The 18,824-nt window shown below is 73.5% G+C and carries 17 protein-coding genes; 4 read left to right on the forward strand and 13 right to left on the reverse strand.

From position 1 onward, the window contains the following. Positions 1-55: 55 nt before the first annotated feature. From IF28_RS0115555 to IF28_RS0115565, 3 genes are read right to left on the reverse strand one after another with little or no spacing between them, the layout of a single operon-like run. On the reverse strand, positions 56-1,927 hold the full coding sequence (locus IF28_RS0115555) for a rhamnogalacturonan lyase (RefSeq protein WP_030219691.1): 1,872 nt from the start codon (positions 1,925-1,927) through the stop codon (positions 56-58). Positions 1,928-1,965: 38 nt separating this feature from the next. Continuing rightward, the gene (locus tag IF28_RS0115560; protein ID WP_030219694.1) at positions 1,966-2,739 is read right to left on the reverse strand and encodes a class I SAM-dependent methyltransferase; all 774 of its coding nucleotides are present in this window, start codon (positions 2,737-2,739) and stop codon (positions 1,966-1,968) included. 5 nt (positions 2,740-2,744) lie between these two features. Beyond that, complete coding sequence (locus tag IF28_RS0115565) at positions 2,745-3,050, reverse strand: 4a-hydroxytetrahydrobiopterin dehydratase (protein ID WP_030219697.1); 306 nt, start codon at positions 3,048-3,050, stop codon at positions 2,745-2,747. Positions 3,051-3,150: 100 nt separating this feature from the next. Between IF28_RS0115565 and IF28_RS0115570 the strand changes: the two genes are divergently transcribed. Both IF28_RS0115570 and IF28_RS0115575 read left to right on the forward strand, forming a co-directional pair. Beyond that, positions 3,151-3,966 (forward strand): helix-turn-helix domain-containing protein, encoded by an 816-nt coding sequence (locus IF28_RS0115570; protein WP_030219700.1) that lies wholly within the window; start codon positions 3,151-3,153, stop codon positions 3,964-3,966. A 102-nt stretch (positions 3,967-4,068) separates the two neighbouring features. Beyond that, entirely contained in the window at positions 4,069-4,932 is an 864-nt protein-coding gene (locus IF28_RS0115575; protein ID WP_030219702.1) for a helix-turn-helix domain-containing protein, read from the forward strand. 456 nt (positions 4,933-5,388) lie between these two features. On the opposite strand, the gene dnaK is transcribed toward IF28_RS0115575, so the two are convergent. The 7 genes from dnaK to IF28_RS0115610 all read right to left on the reverse strand — a co-directional run bounded on the left by dnaK (position 5,389) and on the right by IF28_RS0115610 (position 14,178). After that, positions 5,389-7,233 (reverse strand): molecular chaperone DnaK, encoded by a 1,845-nt coding sequence (gene dnaK / locus IF28_RS0115580; protein ID WP_030219705.1) that lies wholly within the window; start codon positions 7,231-7,233, stop codon positions 5,389-5,391. Between the two features lie 80 nt (positions 7,234-7,313). Further along, positions 7,314-8,048 carry a glycerophosphodiester phosphodiesterase family protein gene (locus IF28_RS0115585; protein WP_030219708.1) on the reverse strand — a complete coding sequence of 245 codons (735 nt, stop codon included), beginning with the start codon at positions 8,046-8,048 and terminating at the stop codon, positions 7,314-7,316. Between the two features lie 81 nt (positions 8,049-8,129). Then, complete coding sequence (locus IF28_RS0115590; RefSeq protein WP_030219711.1) at positions 8,130-8,558, reverse strand: OsmC family protein; 429 nt, start codon at positions 8,556-8,558, stop codon at positions 8,130-8,132. A gap of 97 nt (positions 8,559-8,655) precedes the next feature. Then, entirely contained in the window at positions 8,656-10,455 is a 1,800-nt protein-coding gene (locus IF28_RS0115595) for a DUF2201 family putative metallopeptidase (protein WP_030219713.1), read from the reverse strand. Then, positions 10,452-11,513, reverse strand: a complete 1,062-nt coding sequence (locus tag IF28_RS0115600) for an ATP-binding protein (RefSeq protein ID WP_030219716.1) — start codon at positions 11,511-11,513, stop codon at positions 10,452-10,454. The genes IF28_RS0115595 and IF28_RS0115600 overlap by 4 nt, the downstream gene beginning before the upstream one ends. Positions 11,514-11,608: 95 nt before the next feature. Then, complete coding sequence (locus tag IF28_RS0115605; RefSeq protein ID WP_078621184.1) at positions 11,609-13,693, reverse strand: phage holin family protein; 2,085 nt, start codon at positions 13,691-13,693, stop codon at positions 11,609-11,611. Between the two features lie 83 nt (positions 13,694-13,776). Next, positions 13,777-14,178: a hypothetical protein gene (locus IF28_RS0115610; RefSeq protein ID WP_030219722.1), complete on the reverse strand. Its 402-nt coding sequence runs from the start codon at positions 14,176-14,178 to the stop codon at positions 13,777-13,779. Between the two features lie 82 nt (positions 14,179-14,260). On the opposite strand from IF28_RS0115610, the gene IF28_RS0115615 reads away from it, so the two are divergent. Continuing rightward, entirely contained in the window at positions 14,261-15,034 is a 774-nt protein-coding gene (locus tag IF28_RS0115615) for an MBL fold metallo-hydrolase (protein WP_030219724.1), read from the forward strand. Positions 15,035-15,069: 35 nt separating this feature from the next. Further along, a complete protein-coding gene (locus IF28_RS0115620) occupies positions 15,070-15,693 on the forward strand; it encodes a DedA family protein (protein ID WP_037893340.1) in 624 nt (207 codons plus the stop codon). A 62-nt stretch (positions 15,694-15,755) separates the two neighbouring features. On the opposite strand, the gene IF28_RS0115625 is transcribed toward IF28_RS0115620, so the two are convergent. The 3 genes from IF28_RS0115625 to IF28_RS0115635 all read right to left on the reverse strand — a co-directional run bounded on the left by IF28_RS0115625 (position 15,756) and on the right by IF28_RS0115635 (position 18,648). Continuing rightward, positions 15,756-16,988: an aminotransferase class I/II-fold pyridoxal phosphate-dependent enzyme gene (locus IF28_RS0115625; RefSeq protein WP_030219729.1), complete on the reverse strand. Its 1,233-nt coding sequence runs from the start codon at positions 16,986-16,988 to the stop codon at positions 15,756-15,758. Positions 16,989-17,061: 73 nt separating this feature from the next. Beyond that, positions 17,062-17,703 carry a hypothetical protein gene (locus tag IF28_RS0115630; RefSeq protein ID WP_030219731.1) on the reverse strand — a complete coding sequence of 214 codons (642 nt, stop codon included), beginning with the start codon at positions 17,701-17,703 and terminating at the stop codon, positions 17,062-17,064. Between the two features lie 141 nt (positions 17,704-17,844). Beyond that, on the reverse strand, positions 17,845-18,648 hold the full coding sequence (locus tag IF28_RS0115635; RefSeq protein WP_030219733.1) for an RNA polymerase sigma factor SigF: 804 nt from the start codon (positions 18,646-18,648) through the stop codon (positions 17,845-17,847). Positions 18,649-18,824 lie beyond the last annotated feature (176 nt).

Here is an 18,824-nt window from a genome sequence, read left to right on the forward strand (position 1 = left end):
CACCTTGATCAACTTCAGTAGTACCTGGTGACACCACGTGGCCGGGCCGCACGGGTTACGGCGTGTACACCGACGGCCTGGGCGGGACCGGCATGTCGGCGCCGATGAAGAAGCCCGTGTGCGGGGGCTGGTTGTAGGCGGTGTTCTGCCATGCCAGGGCCGTGCGGTAGAGGGTGTCGTGGAGGAGGGTGGTGATCCGGCGGTCGGTGTCGTGCGGGGTGGAGTAGATCCGCAGGTTCTTGTTGTCGCCGGTCCGCCAGACGACCTCCTCGCGCCAGTCGCCCAGGATGTCGCCGGACAGCACGGGCGTGGCCTTGGTGCCGTTGTTCGACGCCACGCCGGAGCCGGTCAGCAGACGGGTGTCGGACGACGTGCCGTACTTGTCGATGTGGGTCTGGTCGAGGAGTTCGCGGACCGGATCGCCGTCCCACCAGGCGAGGAAGTTGGTGGAGGAGGGCTTACGGCCCTTGGTGCCGCCGCCCTCGTCCCGGATGCTGCCGTCGGAGGAGGACCACATCTCCGGACCGGAGTTGCCGGCGTAGATGTCCCCGGCGACGCCGCGGCCGTTGTCGCAGCACGCGGAGAGCTTCCAGCGCACCGAGCCGTTCGAGGGGTTGATGTACAGCGCGGCGGGCTGGCCGGTGGATTCGGAGACCTTGTAGTACTCCAGGCCGGACGTCGACGCGTCCAGGTCGCCGAGGTGCTGGGCGTCGCCGTGGCCGGTCCTGGTGGTCCACAGGCCGTTGCCGTTGTCGTCCACGGCCATCGCGCCGTAGACGATCTCGTCCCGGCCGTCGTTGTCGACGTCGCCCACGGAGAGGCTGTGGGAGCCCTGACCGTCGTACCCCTTGCCGCTGTTGGTGGAGGAGTTGGTGTCGAAGGTCCAGCGGCGGGTGAACTGGCCGTTCCGCCAGTCCCAGGCGGCGATCACCGTGCGCGTGTAGTAGCCGCGGGCCATGATCAGGGAGGGGCGGGCGCCGTCCAGATAGGCGGTGCCGGCGAGGAAGCGGTCGACACGGTTGCCGTAGGAGTCGCCCCAGGAGGAGACGGTGCCGCGGGCCGGGACGTAGTCGACGGTGCCCATCGCCCTGCCGGTCTGCCCGTTGAACATGGTCAGGTACTCGGGGCCGGAGAGGATGTAGCCGCCGGAGTTGCGGTGGTCGGCGGAGGAGCTGCCGATGACCGCGCCGGTGCCGTCCTTGGTGCCGTCGGCGGTCTTCATGGCGACCTCGGCCTTGCCGTCGCCGTCGTAGTCGTACACCTGGAACTGCGTGTAGTGGGCGCCCGAGCGGATGTTGCGGCCCAGGTCGATCCGCCACAGCCGGGTGCCGTCCAGCTTGACGCCGTCGACGATCGTGTTGCCGGTGTAGCCGGACTGCGAGTTGTCCTTGGCGTTGGTCGGCTGCCACTTGAGGACGATGTCGAGGGCGCCGTCGCCGTCCAGGTCGCCGACCGAGGCGTCGTTGGCCTCATAGGTGTAGGCGACGCCGTCGGGGGTGGTGCCGCCGGACGGGGCGCTGATCGGTACGTCCTTGTAGCCGGCCCGGAACTGGATGGCGTGCGGCGAGTCGCCCTGCTCGGTGCCGTTCACCACCGCGCGGACGGTGTAGTCGGCGTGGGACGGGGCGCCGGAGTGGAAGTAGGTCGTCGTACCGGTGATCGGACTGGAGTTGACCTTGGTGCCGGCCCGGTAGACGTTGAAGGCGACGTTGTCCGGATCGGTGCCGAGCCAGCGCCAGCTGACCAGGTTGCCGCTGCCGTTGTAGACACTGACGACGCCGCGGTCCAGCTTCTCGACCTGCCGTGCGGTGGCGGCCTGGGCGGGCGTGTCCGACAGCGCGGTCAGGCCGGCGCCGGCCAGGGCCGCCGCGGCGAGTGCCGCGGGCAGCGCGAAACGGCGTCTGCGGTGACTGTGGGGGTGGGTCACGGGACGGACCTCCTGGGAGGACGGATGGATTCCGCCTCTCAGTCGCCGCCGGAGCGCTCCGGGTTGCCGTCGAACGGTTTCCGGTACGCCCGGAGCCGGAACACGGGGTCGGGGCGGGGCCGGTCCTGGTCGGGGAGCCCCGCCAGCCGGGCCGCGAACTCGTCGGCGGCCGGTGCGCCGGGCGGCAGGGTGACGAACCAGCCGCGGCGCAGGTCCGCGAGGGCGCGGCGCGGGCTGCGCCCCTGGCCGTGCCCCCGGAAGCGGGCCTCCCCGGCGGGCAGCAGCCCCTGTGCGGCGGCGCGTTCGTCGACGGCGTCGGCGGCGTCGGGCACCGGGCTGGGCGGGCGGTCGGCGAGCACGGCGTCGATGTCGCTGCCGACGTTGTGCGAGGCTCCCTTGTGGACGCTGGTGACGTACACCCCGCCGGGCCGCAGCACCCGGGCGCACTCGCCGACGACCGCGTCCACGTCCCCGGGGCCGGACATCAGATGCAGCAGCCACACACTGACGACGGCGTCGAACCGGGCGCCGGCGAAGGGCAGCCGGCGGCTGTCGGCGCGGAGCACTCCGCCGGGCAGGCGGGCCGCGGCCATTCGGGTCATCGCCGGGGAGAGGTCGACGCCCGTCACCCGCAGCCCGGCGCGGGCGGCGGCGAACCGCCGGGTCACGATGCCGGTGCCGCAGGCCACGTCCAGCAGTTCCCGCGCCCGCCCGGGTATCAGGCCCAGTACGGCGTCCGCGGCGGCCGCCGCCCGTGGTTCACCGCCGCGCAGGACGTCGTAGCGTTCCGCTTCCTCGTCGTAGTCCAGCACACGCCTCAGTGTGCACCGTGTCCGGGCGCCAGGTCCTCCACCCTGCGGGCGAGCCCGAGGTCCTTCTCGGTGACGGCGCCGCCCGCGCTGTGGGTGTGCACGGACAGGGACACGGTGTTGTAGCCGAGGGTGAGGTCGGAGTGGTGGTCGAGCTCCTCCTGCACCTGGGCGATGTGCACGACCATCGCGGTCGCCGCGAAGTGCGAGGCGAGCCGGTAGGAACGGGTGAGCCGGCCGTCGTCGAGCGACCAGCCCGGCAGTTCGGCCAGCCGCTCCTCGATCTGCTGCCGCGACAGCGGTTCCACGGGCATGGGCTGCGCTCCTTCGCCGGTGACGGTCTCCTGCCGGGTCCAGGCTGCCACAAAAAGCGCCGGCTCCCCGGTGGAGCCGTTTCTCGATTACGGTCCTGGCATGACTGTGACGTCCGATACCGCTTCCCGCACGGGGGGCGTGGGACCGCTGCTGCGCTCCTGGCGGGACCGGCAGCGGGTCAGCCAGCTGGAACTGGCCCTGCGCGCCGACTCCTCCGCCCGCCACATCAGCTTCATCGAGACCGGCCGCTCCCGGCCCAGCGAGGAGATGCTGCTGCGGCTGGCCGAGCACCTGGACGTGCCGGTGCGCGAGCGCAACGCCCTGCTCCTGGCGGCCGGTTACGCGCCCCACTACCCGGAGACCCCGCTGAACGACCCCGCGCTGGACGTGGTGCGCGAGGGCATCGAACGGCTGATCACCGGCTTCGAGCCGTATCCGGCGCTGGTGGTCGACGCGGTGTACGACGTCGTGGCGGCCAACCGGGGGGTCGCGAAGCTGTTCGACGGCGTTCCCCAGGCGCTGCTGACGCCGCCGCTGAACGCGGTACGGCTCACCCTGCACCCGCGCGGGCTGGCACCGCGGATCCGGAATCTGCGGGAGTGGCGCGGCCATCTGCTGGAGCAGATGCGGCGGCAGATCGCCCTGCACCGTTCGGAGCGGCTGCGGGCACTGTACGAGGAGGTGGCCGCCTACCCCGTGCCGGACGACACGGCCGGCGGGCCGCGGGAGCCGTCCCGGCCCGTGGCGCACTTCGCGCTGCCGATGGTGATCGACCACGAGGGGCGGACGCTGTCGTTCGTGTCGTCGATCTCCACGTTCAACACCCCCATGGACGTGACCGTGGCCGAGCTGGCCGTGGAGACGCTGCTCCCGGCGGACCCGGCGACGGCCGCGTACGTCAGGTCCTGGCTGTGACGGTGCGGACCAGTGAAACTGGGCGGGGGCCCGCGGCGCGTGAGAGTGTCGGGGGAACATGACAGACTGAGCGCATGCCCGGGCGCGTTGGGGAGGCGTGGCGTGAGTGAGCGGCGGGCCGCACCGACCGTGGGCCAGGTGGTTCTGGGAAGGCGGCTGCAGGAGCTGAGGGAGTCCGCGGACCTCTCGCGTGAGGAGGCGGCCCGCATTCTGCGGGTGGCGCCCGCGACCGTACGGCGGATGGAGACGGCCGAGGTAGCGCTGAAGATCCCGTACGTCCAGCTGCTGCTGAGCGCGTACGGGGTGCCCGAGGGCGACTCCGAGGCGTTCGTGGAGCTCGCCGAGGAGGCGAACCGGCCGGGCTGGTGGCAGCGGTACCACGATGTGCTGCCCGAGTGGTTCAGCATGTATGTGAGCCTGGAGGGCGCCGCCCGTATCATCCGCGCCTACGAGCCGCACTTCGTGCCGGGGCTGCTGCAGACCGAGGGGTACGCGCGGGCGGTGCTGGAGGCCGGGACGATCGGGAACATCGGGCCCGAGGCGGTCGAGCGGCATGTGGCGCTGCGGCTGGAGCGGCAGCGGCTGCTGGAGCGGGCCGATCCGCCGCATCTGTGGGTGCTGATGGAGGAGACCGTGCTGCGGCGTCCGGTGAGCATCGACGGGCGGGTGATGCGGGACCAGCTGGACAAGCTGCTCGAATACTCGGAGCGGGACCGGGTCACGCTGCAGATCGCCGAGTTCGCGGACGGGCCGCATCCGGGGACGTACGCGCCGTTCTCGCTGTTCCGGTTCGCGGAGCCGGAGCTGCCGGACATGGTGTTCACGGAGTACCTCACCGGGGCGCTGTATCTGGACTCCCGGCGGGAGGTCTCGGCGCACCTCGAGGTCCTGGACCACATGACGGCCCGAGCGGCCTCGACCCACCGCACGCAGAAACTCCTCCGAGAGTGCCGCGAACACTACTGACCCCGCCGCGAGTCCCCTCACGGCCGCACCCGCACCACCCACCTCAGCCGCCCCTCGGGCAGCCGCTCCCGCCCGCTCCAAACCTCCGCCGCCCCACGCAGGCTCCGCCCCACCGCGCGCAGGCTCCGCCGCCCCGCGCAGGCCCCGCGCAGGCCCCGCCGATCCGCGCAGGCCCCGCCGATCCGCGCAGGCCGCGGGCAGGCTCCGCCGATCCGCGGGCAGGCTCCGCCGATCCGCGGGCAGGCTCCGCCGATCCGCGGGCAGGCTCCGCCGATCCGCGGGCAGGCTCCGCCGATCCGCGGGCCCGTCACCCCGGGCAACTGCTGGACGGGGGTGGGAGTGCGCTCGCCCCGCTGGAGGGGGTGCCGCTGCGCCCACCCGTGCCGCCCCAGCGGCACGACTGCCCGCAGCTAAGCGGGCTACGGCGGTGCGGCTACCCGCGGCTGCGGTGGGCGGTCAGGCCGTGTCGTTCGGGCGGGTGTTTGAACTCCGGTCGTCGTCGACTATCTCCGCGTCGACGACGCCGTCGTCCGAGGGCTCCTCCGTCGGCGACGCCGACGCGTTCGCGTACATCGCCTGTCCCATCCGCTGACTGACCGCACCCAACCTCTCGACCGCCGCCCGCAGTTCGGTGGCGTCGCCGTCCAGCAGCCCCTTCACCGACTCCACCGCCGCCTCCACCTCCGCCCGCGTCTCCCCCGGCACCTTGTCGCCGTTGTCCCGCAGGAACCGCTCGGTCTGGTAGGCGAGTTGCTCCGCCTGGTTGCGCGTCTCCGCCGTCTCGCGCCGCTTGCGGTCCTCCTCCGCGTACTGCTCGGCATCCCGCATCATCCGGTCGATGTCGTCCTTGGGGAGCGCCGACCCCCCGGTCACGGTCATCTTCTGCTCGCGCCCGGTGGCGAGATCCTTCGCCGACACGTGCATGATCCCGTTCGCGTCGATGTCGAACGCCACCTCGATCTGCGGCACACCGCGCGGCGCCGGCGGCAGCCCGGTGAGATCGAAGACGCCGAGCTTCTTGTTGTACGCCGCGATCTCCCGTTCGCCCTGATAGACCTGGATGCCCACCGACGGCTGATTGTCGGTCGCCGTGGTGAAGATCTCCGAACGCCGGGTGGGAATCGTCGTGTTGCGCTCGATCAGCGTGGTCATGATCCCGCCCTTCGTCTCGATCCCCAGAGACAGCGGCGTGACGTCGAGCAGCAGCACGTCCTTCACGTCACCCCGCAGCACGCCCGCCTGCAGAGCCGCACCGACGGCGACCACCTCATCGGGATTGACGCCCTTGTGCGGGTCCTTCCCGGTGAGTTCACGCACCAGCTCGGTCACCGCCGGCATGCGGGTGGAACCCCCCACCAGAATCACGTGATCGATCGCGGAGAGCTCCACACCGGCGTCCTTGACGGCCTGATGGAACGGCTTCTTGCAGCGCTCCAGCAGATCCTCCGTCAGCTCCTGGAACTGCGCACGCGTCAGCTTCTCGTCCAGATGCAGCGGGCCGTCGGAGGAAGCCGTGATGTACGGCAGATTGACCGTCGTCTCCGTCGACGACGACAGCTCGATCTTCGCCTTCTCCGCCGCCTCCCGCAGCCGCTGCACCGCCATCCTGTCCTGCGCCAGGTCCACGCCGTACTGCCCCTTGAACCGTTTCGCGAGGTACTCCACGACCCGCTGATCCCAGTCGTCGCCACCGAGACGCGTGTCACCGTTGGTGGCCTTCACCTCGATGACGCCCTCGCCGATGTCGAGCAGCGACACGTCGAAGGTGCCGCCCCCCAGGTCGAACACCAGGACGGTCTGGTCGTTCTCCTTGTCCAGGCCGTACGCCAGTGCCGCCGCCGTCGGCTCGTTGACGATCCTCAGCACCTTCAGGCCGGCGATCTCCCCGGCCTCCTTGGTGGCCTGCCGCTGGGTGTCGTCGAAGTACGCCGGTACGGTGATCACCGCGTCGGTGACGTCCTCGCCGAGGTAGGACTCCGCGTCCCGCCGCAGCTTCTGCAGGACCCGCGCGGACAGCTCCTGTGCCGTGTAGCGGGTGCCGTCGACCGAGCCCTGGCCGGGGAACCGCCAGTGCGCGTCGCCCATGTACCGCTTGACCGAGCGGGCGGTGCGGTCGACGTTCGTCACGGCCTGCCGTTTGGCGACCTCGCCGACCAGCACCTCCCCGTTCTTGGCGAAGGCCACCACCGAGGGGGTGGTCCGGGCGCCCTCCGCGTTGGCGATGACGGCGGGCTCACCGCCCTCCAGTACCGCGACCACCGAGTTCGTGGTTCCCAGGTCGATTCCGACCGCCCGTCCCATCGCTGTCCCCTTCCGCCAGGGCACCTCTCCGGACTTCCAGCACAAAACTTGAGCGGCCCATTGTCAAGACCGCGTGCCGGTCAGCGGGAGGGGCGGGCGTCACGCAGTGCCACCGCGCGGCGCGGACGGTCGGTGATCAGCACGTCCACGCGCGGGTCGCCGAGGAAGCCGCGCAGCGCCGCGTCCTCGTTGACGGTCCACACCATGGTGAACAGTCCGTTACGGGCCGCCTCGCGCAGCACTCCGGCACGGGCCAGCCGCCAGTGCGCGGCGACCCCGTGGGCGCCGCAGGCGCGGACGCGGCGCATGGGCAGCAGCTCGCCGATCCGGGTCCGCACCAGCCGGCCGGGGGTGATGCCGCCGCCGTCGCGGCCGAGGGAGAGCAGGGTGCGTACGCGCGGGCGGGCGGCGGTGAGGGCGGCGACGGAGCGGTCCTCGAGGGTGGTGGCGACCAGTCCGTCCTCGCCGAGCACGGCGACCGCGCGGTCGATCAGCTCCCGCTCGTGCCCGGTCTCCTTGAGGTCCAGCTGGGCGACGAGCTTCCCGGCGACCAGTTCCATCACCTCGTCCACGACGGGCACACGGTGCCCGTTGCGGGCGTTCAGCTCGGCGTGGGTGAGCGTGGACAGCGGCGGTCCGGTACGCCCCGCGCGGGCGTCGTGATGGACGACGAAGACCCCGTCGGCCGTACGCCGTACATCGAACTCGACGTACTCCGCGCCGGACGCGAGCGCGTCCTCGTACGCCTCCCAGGTCGCCGGGGCGGCACGTTCGGAGCCTCCCCGGTGGGCGGAGACGGCGGGGCGTGGCGTCATGGCGGCGGCTCCGGGGGCGGGACGTGCCGCAGGCCGCCCCCGGAAAAAAGGGGGGCGGCCTGCGGTGGTGCGGCGGGCGGGTCAGGCGAGCTTCGCCGTCAGGGTGATGTTCGTGCCCTTGAGGGCCTGGCTGACGGGGCAGTTCACCTTGGCGTCCTCGGCGGCGGCGACGAAACCGGCCTCGTCCAGACCGGGGACGGTGCCCTCGACGGTGAGGTGGATGCCGGTGATGCCCTCACCGGGCACGAAGACGACGTCGGCGGAGGTGGTCAGCCTGGTCGGCGGGGTGCCGGCCTTGTCGAGGCCGTTGGAGAGGGCCATGGAGAAGCAGCTGGAGTGGGCGGCGGCGATCAGCTCCTCGGGGCTGGTCTTCCCGTTCGCCTCCTCGGCACGCGACGCCCAGGTGACCGGCTGCTCGGCGATGGCGCCGGAGGAGTCGAAGGCGACGACCCCGCTGCCCTTGAAGAGACTGCCTTCCCAAATGGTGTGTGCGGAGCGCGTGGCTGCCATGACGCTTCCTTTCGAAAATTCCGGCCGTGTGTCCGGGGGTGCTGGGTCCGGGCGCCCGTGTCACCGGGTGCCCTCCCCCATCCGATCACATCACGGCTCAACTCACCCGGAAGACGGGCCCTCTCGCGGTGAACGGCAGCCGCGCCCCGCGCGGAATCAGGAAGGCGTGCTCGCGCCGGACCCGCAGCACGTCGCACCAGCCGTCGGTGATGACGAGGACCGGCGCGCCGGGCGGGAAGTCGTCGGCGCGCTGGAGGAGGTCGATGCCGGGCTGCAGAACGGTGCCGCCCCGCCCGTGCACCCGCACGCGTCCGGCGATCTCGGTGACCGGCACATAGCCGGCGTCGTGGGGTGCCGCGTCGCAGAACACCACGCGCGCGGCCGGTACGTCGCGGGCCTCGGCGTAGGAGGCGATGGCGCCGAGCGCCTTGCCGAGCAGGACGCGGTCCATGGAGCCGGAGGTGTCCAGGACCACGCCGAAGGTGCAGCGGGCGATCTCCTCGGGCGGGAAGTGGCGTCCCGCGCGGGGGATGTCGGGGGTGGACGCCTGGCGCCGGGAGGGACGCGCGTACGACCGCAGCGGTTCGGGGCGGGGCACGAACTCGTCGAACCAGCGGGCGAGCCGGGCGTCCCAGGGCAGCGGCGGATGGCTGAGCGCGCGGATCTCCTGGACCAGGCCGGCGGGCAGGAAGCCGCGCTCCTGCCGGTCGTGCAGGTCCAGGCCCTGGGCGAGGCCCCGGCGGTAGAAGCCGTCGAGGTCGACGCAGTCGCGGGGCGGGCCGAGGGGGCCGCCGAGGATGTCGCCGAGGCCCTTGCCGCGCGGGGTGGCGAGCCGGCGCATCCGGCGGACGTCGCCGGCGATCCGGTCGTAGACCTCCTCGGCGGAGAGTCCGGCGAGCTCCTTGTCGTGGAGCAGGCCCTCGGGCATGGTGCCGACGCCCATCTCCTCGAGCCAGCCGTTGATCACGAAGTCGCAGGCCACGTTGAAGAGATAGGGGTCGCGGCCGCCGCAGCGGTCGCCGTGGCGCAGGGCGGCGTGCAGCATCTCGTGGGCGAGGACGAAGCGCCACTCCTCGTCGTCGTAGCGGCGCAGCGGGTTGATGTAGATCTCGCCCGCCTCGGCGTCGACGGCGGCGACGGAGATGCCGTGGGCGCGGGCGAGTTCGGCGTCGGCGACGATCGTGATGCCGGAGGCGATGCCGCCGAGCAGTGGGTAGGAGGAGACGAACCAGCCGAGCGCGCGCTCCCAGGGGCGCCGCGGGACCGGTTTGCCGTCCAGGCTGTCGAGGCGGCCGGCGGCCATGTCCATCGCGGCGGACACGGTGCGGGTGAGGGCGGTGGCGAACGCCAGCTGGTGGTCGGGCGGCTGCCCGTACCAGCCGTGCCACTCCTGGAGGAACAGGTCCGCCTCGCCGCCCGCCGTGCCGCAGCGCTCGTACACGGCCGGGACGCCGTCGCGGCGCCAGCGGGCGGCGAGCCGCTCCTCGTCGCCGTCGGGGTAGGCGGCGGGCAGGTGGTCGGGGGTCCGGCCGACGGGGAAGCCGAGCAGGAAGCGGTCGACGACGACGCAGCGGGCGGCCAGCTCGCAGTGGTCCGGCTGCTCGCGGATGCCCTTGGCGGCCGGGACGTGGCCGAAACCGAGGTGGAGGACGGCGTGGGCGAGGGCCCACGCCCAGGCGTCCGGGTCGGCCATGCGGTCCGGGTGGGCGTGCAGTACGGCCTCGGAGTCGACGCGCACCAGTCCGTCGCGGGGCGCGAGCGCGCAGTCCTCCCGGCGGCAGACGTCGAAGTCGACGGCGGCCAGTGCGGGGTTGGCCCGCACAAGGCGCAGTCCCGCGTCGAACGCCTCCTGGGCGAGGTCGCGCTTCTTCGGCCCCTTCGCGCGGGCGCGGCTCACCGGCGGGCCTCCACCAGCCGGGGCATGTCGCGGGCCGCCTCCACGAGGAACCAGGACGGCAGCACCGGGTTGCCGTCGCTGTCGGAGGCGATGACGGTCTGGGCGACCTCGACGGAGATCTCGGCGAGCTGCACCAGCAGCGACTTGGCGCGGTACGCGGTCTGGCGGCCGTTCGCCGACATGTGCTCCTTGGTCGCCGGGAGTTCCTTGACGAGGCGGCCGCGGAACGACTCGGCGAGGTAGTAGAGCAGGTCGCGGTCCTCCAGGCGGTGCGGCCAGCGGGCGTCGCCCTTGATGACGGCGTCGATGCCGAAGCGGCTGCGGACGATCTTGACGTAGCCGCAGAAGGCGGTGGCGTGCGCCGGGGTGAGGGTGCCGTGGGCGAGGACCTTCAGGGTGTCCTCGTCGAGGTCCCGGCCGAAGGAGTGCAGCGCGTCGGAGAGCATGTGCCAGGAGCGGGGCGTGGAGAACGGCTCCTCGGTCTTCGGCGGCCTGGACCACAGGTGGTCGGGGCGGTCGGTGAGGTGGTCGGTGATCCACGGGTGGATGCCGTTGTCCGCCGCCCAGACGAGCCAGTCCGTGGAGGACGCCTCCAGGTGGACGTGGGTGAGGCGGTTGACGAGGGCGGAGGCGATGGGGCGGGCAAGGGCGTTGTCGGTGGAGCGGTTGCCGGCGCCGATGACGATGGAGCCCTTGGGCAGCTCGTAGTCGCCGATGCGGCGGTCGAGGATCAGCGAGTAGAACGCCTTCTGCACGTCCGGGGTGGCCGCGTTGAGCTCGTCCAGGAAGAGGCAGTACGGCTCGTCGCGGGCGATGGCCTCGGGCGGGCAGAAGACCGAGCGGCCGTCGCGGATCTGCGGGACGCCGATCAGGTCCTCGGGGGCGAGCTGGGTGCCCAGCAGGCTCACGCACTCCAGCCCCAGCGACTCGGCGAACTCCCTGACCAGGGAGGACTTTCCGATACCGGGCGCTCCCCACAGGAACACCGGCCGCACGGTCGCGAGACCGAGCAGCAGCTCCGGGATACGGGCGGGGGTGACGGTGACGGCTGCCTGCACGCGGCGAACTCCAGGATCCGGAAACGGTCGAACACGCCAAGTGTGGGCGGGACCGGACGCTCACGCAGCCGAATTTCCGGCGCCCGGCGGGGTGTTCAGGCCGCGCGTTCCTGATCCGGCGCCGCCGGTATGTCCGACTCGTCCGCCTCGGTGAGCCAGCGGCGCAGCACCCGGTGGATCTGTTCGGCGCCGGCGAGGTCCGTGCCGTCGTGAACCGGCGGGGACAGTACCAGCGGGGAGAGCAGGAAGGGGCGGGACTGGGCGCCGCCGAGGCCGCCGTGGGAGCCGATCTGCTCCTCGAAGGCGAGGACCTCGCCGTCGGCGGGGTCGTGGAAGGAGTTGACCATGATGTCGGCGGTGTGCGGGAAGGTGTGCGTGCGGCGTACGGCGTCGGCGGCGCCGGGGCCGAACGCGGCCAGCGGGCCGGGGTCGTCGTCCAGCCGGTCCAGCGGGATCTCCGCGCCGTACGCGCCAAGGACGACCCCGCCGTGGCGTTCGCTGCGGACGAGCAGGAAGCCGATGCCGGGGTGGTTGGCGAGGGTCGCAAGGAGCGCCGGGTGGCGGGCGTCGATCTCCTCCTTGGTCATCCGGTGCGGCACGTCCGGGAAGGAGATCAGGCCCAGGTTGCCGGAGGCGAGCACGATCGGTTCGGAGCCGCGGGAGGGCCGGTGCTGCCCGGCGCCCTCCTCGACGGGCCTGCGCAGCGCCGCGCGGACGGCGGCGCGGGCCTCGGCGCCGCTGTGGGTGCGTCCGGCGCTGCGCGGTACGGGCAGTCCGCAGCCGGCCCGCACCAGGTCGCCCAGGGTGAGGCCGTAGCGGGAGCGGAAGGTCTCGCCGGGGCTCTGGCCGTGGTCGGAGAGGACGACGATCCGGTACGGGCGGGGGGCGTGCTCGGCGACGTGCTCGATCAGGGCGAGGGCGCGGTCGAGGCGCTGGAGGACCTTCTCGGTGTCCCTGCCGGCCGGCCCGGAGTGGTGGGCGACCTCGTCGTAGGCCACCAGGTCGGCGTAGACGGAGGTGCGGCCGGCCAGCAGGTCGCCGGTGACGGCGGCGACCACCACGTCCCGCTGGACGACGGTGGCGAAGGCCCGGACGAGCGGGTAGAGGCCGCCGCGCGAGACACGCGGGCGCTGCCCGCGGAACCGGGTCCGGGTGGACTGGCCTATCTCCCGGCCGACCTCGGCGATGAAGGACAGCGCGGTGCGTACGGCGTTGGCGGGGTCGGAGAAGTAGGCGAAGTAGCCCGCGCGGGAGCGGGCGGCGGGGTCGCGCCGGCGGGTGGCGATGGACAGCACCAGGGCCTGCTCGTCGGCGCCGCCGCTGAAGAGGTTGCCGCGGCTGGCGCCGTCGTCGGCGAGGAGTCCGGCATGCCCGGAGTTCTCGATGGCGCGGGCCTGGAGTTCGGCGGCGCTGGTGGGCCGGTTGCAGACCATGACCTCGCGGCGGGCCTTCTCGTACCAGCGGAAGGCGGGGATGTCGTGGTTGCTGCCGTGCAGGATGCCGAGCTGGCTGGAGCCGGTCTGGCTGGACCAGTCGGTGCGCCAGGGGGTGAGCCGGTGGGAGGGGTGGTCGCCGCCGGTGCCGGTGCCGAGCCAGCGGGCGACCGTGGGCATGAGTCCCTTGTCGACGGCGGCGTGCAGTATGTCGTGGCCGACGCCGTCGAGCTGCAGGAAGACGGTGCCGGGGGTGGTGGGGCAGGGCGGGGCGGAGCCGCGTCTGCGGTGGGCGAGGCGGTAGAGGCGGCGGCGGTAGGCGTCGTCGTCGCGTACGGCGAGGGCTCCGCCGGTGGCGGAGGCGACGGCGGACATCACGGCGGCGACCACGACCGCCGTCTCCGGCGCCGCGGCGCCCCGTTCGACGGGGTTGACCCGCAGGGCGAGCCACAGCAGGGCGCCGTTGAGGAAGAACACCAGCAGGCCGAGGACGAGCGCCGGCACGAGCAGCAGCAGACGGACGAGCAACGGCCAGACCAGGGCGGAGAGCAGACCGAAGGCGCCGGCGCCGAGCGCGGCGGTGACCGCGATGTCGGTGGCGCTGCCGCCGTCGGCCGAGCGCAGCCGGAAGTCGGGCAGGATGCCGGCGAGCAGCAGCATGGTGAGGGTGGAGACCACCCACACGGCGACACTCCGCCCGATCTGACTGGCGACCCGTCGCCACCGCCCGCCACCCACGCCCCGCACACCTCACGTCCCGGCCGACCTGGCCCTCTCCACCCTGTCACAACGGCCGGACGGGGCGATTCGTCCCCGTACGCCGCCGTCGTTCAGCGGCCGTCGTAGCCGGCCGTGGGCAGCGACAGCCGCCGGTGCACGCGCGCCTTCATCGCCGCGTCGTACGACGGTTCGGCGGTGCCGGCCGTCTCCAGCCGGGCGCCCCGCCGGGCGCACTCCTCGGTGAACTCCTCCACCGAGGACAGCGCGCGTTTCAGTACCCGCAGACTGGGCGCCACGAACAGATCCGTTCCGGGCCGCACACCGTCCCACAGCAGGCAGTGGTCGAAACGCAGTTTCCGTACGAGGAGTTCCCTGGCCACCTCGTAGCCGCGCTCGGCGGCCCAGCGGGCACACATGGCGTGCTGGCTGCGGGAATCCACCAGGAAGGGATCGGCGTCCAGTTCCTCCAGCGGAGTCAGACTCGCGATCGCCGTCACCCTCACCGGCCCCATGGCGCCCCCTCACCTCCGGTTTTCGCCGCCGACCCTACTCCTGCACGTAGGCTTCGGGGAGTCGCGCGAAGGAGGCGGAGAGGTGCCGGTGGAGGTCACCTGGTGGGGTCACGCGACCTGCACGGTCGAGGACTCGCACACACGCGTGCTCACCGACCCCCTGTTCGCGCGCCGGCTCGCGCATCTGCGGCGCCGGCGCGGAGAAGTGCCGCCGCCACAGGCCCGGTACGCGGACGTGGCCCTGGTCTCCCATCTGCACGCCGACCATCTGCATGTGCCGTCGCTGGCCCGGCTCGCCCCCGGCACCCGTCTGCTCGTGCCCCGCGGGGCGGCCCGCGCGGTGCCGGGACTGCGCCGGCTGACGCATCTCGCCGTGCGCGAGATGGCGCCCGGCGATGTGACGACCGTCGGGGCCCTGGTCGTGAGGGCCGTGCCCGCGCGGCACGACGGGCGCCGGCTGCCGGTGGGACCGCACCGCGCCCCCGCCCTGGGATTCGTCCTGGAGGGTGAGGCCCGCACGTACTTCGCCGGGGACACCGGTCTGTACGACGAGATGGCCAAGGAGGTCGGGCCGGTCGACGTGGCGCTGCTCCCGGTGGGTGGCTGGGGGCCGTATCTGGGCGAGGGGCATCTGGACGCCGGACGCGCGGCCGAGGCCCTGGCCCGGCTGGGGGCGTCCAGCGCGGTGCCGGTGCACTACGGCACGTACTGGCCGATCGGGATGGACGCCGTGCGCCCGCACGAGTTCCACGCGCCCGGGTACGAGTTCGAGCGGCAGGCGGCCCGGCACGCGCCGGGTGCGTCGGTGCACCGGCTGGGGCACGGGGAGCGCGTGCGCCTGGAGGTCGCGCGGTGATCCTCCCCGCCCTGGGCCGGGCGGCCGGTGCGTCGCTGTCGCCGGCGGCCGCCGTACCGTCCGTGGCGCCCGACATCACCCAGCAGGCCGTCGGCTATCCCTCGCTGTTCCTGCTGGTGCTGATCGGGGCGCTGGTGCCGGTGGTGCCGACGGGCGCGCTGGTGAGCTCGGCGGCCGTGGTCGCCTTCCACCGGGCGGCCCCGCTGTCGATGCTGCTGGTGTTCGTGACGGCGTCACTGGCGGCGTTCCTCGGTGACGTGGCGCTGTACTGGCTGGGGCGGCGCGGCATGAAGTCGAAGAACGGCTCCCGCTGGCTGGAGGCGATCCGGGACCGTGCCCCGGAGGACCGGCTGGAGCAGGCGCAGGGCAAGCTCGCCGACCACGGGGTGGCGGTGCTGGTGCTGTCCCGGCTGGTCCCGGCCGGGCGGCTGCCGGTGATGCTGGCCTGTCTGGTCGCGAAGTGGCCGCTGCGGCGCTTCGTCCGCGGCAATCTGCCGGCCTGTCTGGCCTGGGCGGCGACGTACCAGCTGATCGGAGTGGTCGGCGGCTCGCTGTTCGACCGCCCGTGGGAGGGCGTACTGGCGGCGATCGTCCTGACGGTGCTGATCAGCGTGGCCCCGGGACTGTGGCGCCGGCTGCGGGGGACGGCGACGGGGTGAGCACGGGACGGCCCCGGTCGCGCGGCGCGGGCACCGGCGGGTCCGGCGGGGTGTACGCCGTGTCAGCGTCGGGTGTCGTCGCGGAGTTCGGCGAATGCCGCCGTCAGTCGGTTCAACGCGTCGCGCACCCGGGGGAGTTCCAGGGGGGCGGGTGAGGTCAGGGCCTCGGCGCGCAGGGCGGGGGTGTCGCCCAGCAGGGGGGCGGTGGACAGGCGTACGCGCGGGGCTTCGAGGTCGTCGCCGAAGCGGTGGCCGCCCGGTGCGGGCATGCCGAGCCGGGCGGTGAGGAACTCCTCCAGTTCCTGGGCGTCCCCGATGCCGCGCGCGTGCAGCGCGGGCGCCAGGGGGGTGAGGTCGACGTACAGGTGCCGGCCGCAGCTCGGGGGGCGGGCGAGCGCGCCCCCGGCGACGACGGCGGCGTGCGCGGCGGCGGCCACGCGCGCGTGCAGCCGTACGGCGTCGGTGACCCGCGCGGTGACCGGTTCGGGCTCGGACAGGGCGTATCCGGCCGCGGCGGCGACGGGCGCGGCGACCTGCGCGTCCAGCGCGGTGAGGATGTCGAGCACGCGCGCGTGGAGCGCGTTCCCGTCCTCGCCGGCCGGGAAGCGGGCCACGGCCGCGGGCCAGCCCGGCGGGAGCAGGGCGCCGGCCAGGTCGGTGACGACGGTGACCCGGTCCGGCAGCATCTCGGCGGGGCTGAGCAGCACGGTGGCGTGCGGGTCGTGCAGGGTGTCGCGCCAGGTCTCGTCGCTGACCAGGTACAGCCCCTCGGCGACGGCGGCCTCCAGGGTCTCGTGGAGCAGCTCGGGCGGGGTGACGCCGGCGGTGGGGTCGTCGGCGACGGAGAGCACCAGCAGCCGGGGGTCGCCGCCCTCGTTCCGCAGCCGGCGCACGGTCTCCAGCAGGGCGTACGGGTCGGGCACGCCGCCGCCCTCCGCCGGGGTCGGTACATGGAAGGCGGGGCTGCCGAGCACCCGCGCGTAGGGGGCCCACCAGGCGGCGCAGGGCCGGGGCACCAGGACGTCGCCGCCGAGCGCGGCGGTGAGCGCCACCAGCAGGGCGGGCGCGCCGGGGGCGACCGCCACCCGGTCGGGGGCGGCGGGCAGTCCGCGCCGGTCGCCGTAGCCGCAGGCCGCCTCCAGCAGGGCGGGCCCGCCGCCGACCGGTTCGACGCCCGCGCGGGAGGCCGCCGCGGCGAGCACGGCGGCCAGTTCGGGCAGCACGGGAAGCCCGTCCTCGGGCAGCGCGGGCCCGAACCGGACGGGGCCATGGCCTTCCGGGTCCGTCCGCCGCATGTGCACCTCCGTACGGTCCCTGTACCCGGCGTGCCGCGTGCCATGGCCCGGCTGCCGGAACCGCGGCACGCCGTCAGCCGTCCGCGCGGGTGGTGCGGTCCCGGTGGAGACGGTGGGCGGCGGCGCCGAACGCGCCCGCGATCAGCAGACCACCGGCGGCCAGGGCGGGCACGGAGTCGGTGAAGGCGCCGCCCCCGCCGGCGTGGACACCGTGGTGCGCGGGCGGTGTGGCACAGGGGGTGCCCTTCGACGCGGTGGGCTTCGGGGCGGGGGTCTTGGATCCGGTGGGCCTCGGGGCGGGGGCCTTGGATCCGGTGGGCCCCGGCTTCACGGTCTTCGGTTCGACGAGCTCGGCGGTGTCGCCGTCCTCGGGGCCGGGGATCGCCGCGTCGAAGCCGGGTTCGGCGAGGCCGGGTTCGGCGAGGCCGGGTTCGGCGTCTAGGCCGGGTTCGGAGCCGAGGCCGTCCAGGGTCGTGCCCTCCGGGAGGTCCGCGTCGTGTTCGAGCGGGTCCGGTACGGCGCTCAGCGGTTCGTAGCCCTCCCACGCCTCGTCGTCCGGCTCGTGTTCCGCCGGCTCGGGGCAGGGCGCGCGGGAGGCGCTGCCCCAGGAGGCCACGGCGTCCGGTACGGAGCCGGCGGACGCGGCCGGTGCGCAGACCGCGAGGACGGCGCCGGTGGCGGCGGCGAGGGACAGGGCACGGACGGTGCGGCGCATGGTGCGGGCTCCTTCGAGCGACGGCGGCGGGGCCACGGCGTTCGGTCACGCCCCACCCCCATCACAGCCCCGTCGCCTCCGCACCGCCCGCCGCCGGACACCATTGGCGGGACCGGGCACACCCGGACGGGTGAGGGAGGGCTACGCCTCCTCGCCGGTGTCCCGCATGACCTGGTCCCGTACCCGGCCGCAGCTGCGGCTGATCAGGCGGGAGACGTGCATCTGGGAGATGCCCAGCTCGTCGGCGATGCTGCTCTGCGTCATGTCGTCGAAGAACCGCATGTAGAGAATGGCCCGCTCCCGCTCGGGCAGCGCGGCGAGCCGTTCCCTGACCGCCTGGCGGTCGACCACCGTGTCCAGCGCCGGGTCGGGCCCGCCGAGGGCGTCACCGAGCGAGTAGCCGTCGTCGCTGCCGGGCAGCTCGGCGTCCAGGGAGAGCGCGCTGAAGATCTCCAGCGCCTCCTGTCCCGTACGGACGTCCTCCTCGCTGAGATCGGCCTCCTCGGCGATCTCGGCCACGGTGGGCCGGCGGCCGGGGAGGGTCTGGGACAGGTCCTGCGAGGCGTGCCGCACCCGGTTGCGCAGCTCCTGGACCCGGCGCGGCACGTGCAGGGTCCACATGTGGTCGCGGAAGTGGCGTTTGATCTCGCCGGTGATGGTCGGCACGGCGTAGCTCTCGAAGGCGTTGCCGAGCTCGGGGTCGTACCGGTCGACGGCCTTGACCAGGCCGAGCGCGGCGACCTGGCGCAGGTCGTCGAAGTTCTCGCCGCGGCTGCGGAAGCGTCCGGCGAGGCGGTCGGCCATGGGCAGCCATGCCTCGACGATCTCCTCACGCAGGGCGTCGCGCTCCGCTCCGGCGGGCAGGGCGGCGAGTCCGCGGAAGGCGGACGCGGTGTCGGGGGCGTCGTCGTGGGGGTGGGATGTCGCGGTCGCTCGGATCGGCATCGTGCGTCACAGCTCCCTCGGGGTGCCAGGGCCGGTCCGGCGGATCGAGTCGCACAGGCCCCAGGGGACGGACGGTCACCGTGGTGAGCGCACCGCGCGAGGACAGGTGCGCCCTCGGCGGCGTGATCGCCGCTTCCACGGGCGTGCCTGCTGTCCGAAGCACTGGACGTGCGCCT

The organism is Streptomyces sp. NRRL WC-3626 (assembly GCF_000718785.1).
Classification (GTDB): Bacteria; Actinomycetota; Actinomycetes; order Streptomycetales; family Streptomycetaceae; genus Streptomyces; species Streptomyces edwardsiae.

What these genes read in the sequence shown, in the direction of transcription:
- IF28_RS0115565 (WP_030219697.1), bottom strand. Translation starts at nt 3,050, where the DNA reads ATGCCCGTGGAACCGCTGTCGCGGCAGCAGATCGAGGAGCGGCTGGCC.
- IF28_RS0115570 (WP_030219700.1), top strand. Translation starts at nt 3,151, where the DNA reads ATGACTGTGACGTCCGATACCGCTTCCCGCACGGGGGGCGTGGGACCG.
- dnaK (WP_030219705.1), bottom strand. Translation starts at nt 7,233, where the DNA reads ATGGGACGGGCGGTCGGAATCGACCTGGGAACCACGAACTCGGTGGTC.
- IF28_RS0115585 (WP_030219708.1), bottom strand. Translation starts at nt 8,048, where the DNA reads ATGACGCCACGCCCCGCCGTCTCCGCCCACCGGGGAGGCTCCGAACGT.
- IF28_RS0115590 (WP_030219711.1), bottom strand. Translation starts at nt 8,558, where the DNA reads ATGGCAGCCACGCGCTCCGCACACACCATTTGGGAAGGCAGTCTCTTC.
- IF28_RS0115610 (WP_030219722.1), bottom strand. Translation starts at nt 14,178, where the DNA reads ATGGGGCCGGTGAGGGTGACGGCGATCGCGAGTCTGACTCCGCTGGAG.
- IF28_RS0115625 (WP_030219729.1), bottom strand. Translation starts at nt 16,988, where the DNA reads ATGCGGCGGACGGACCCGGAAGGCCATGGCCCCGTCCGGTTCGGGCCC.
- IF28_RS0115630 (WP_030219731.1), bottom strand. Translation starts at nt 17,703, where the DNA reads ATGCGCCGCACCGTCCGTGCCCTGTCCCTCGCCGCCGCCACCGGCGCC.
- IF28_RS0115635 (WP_030219733.1), bottom strand. Translation starts at nt 18,648, where the DNA reads ATGCCGATCCGAGCGACCGCGACATCCCACCCCCACGACGACGCCCCC.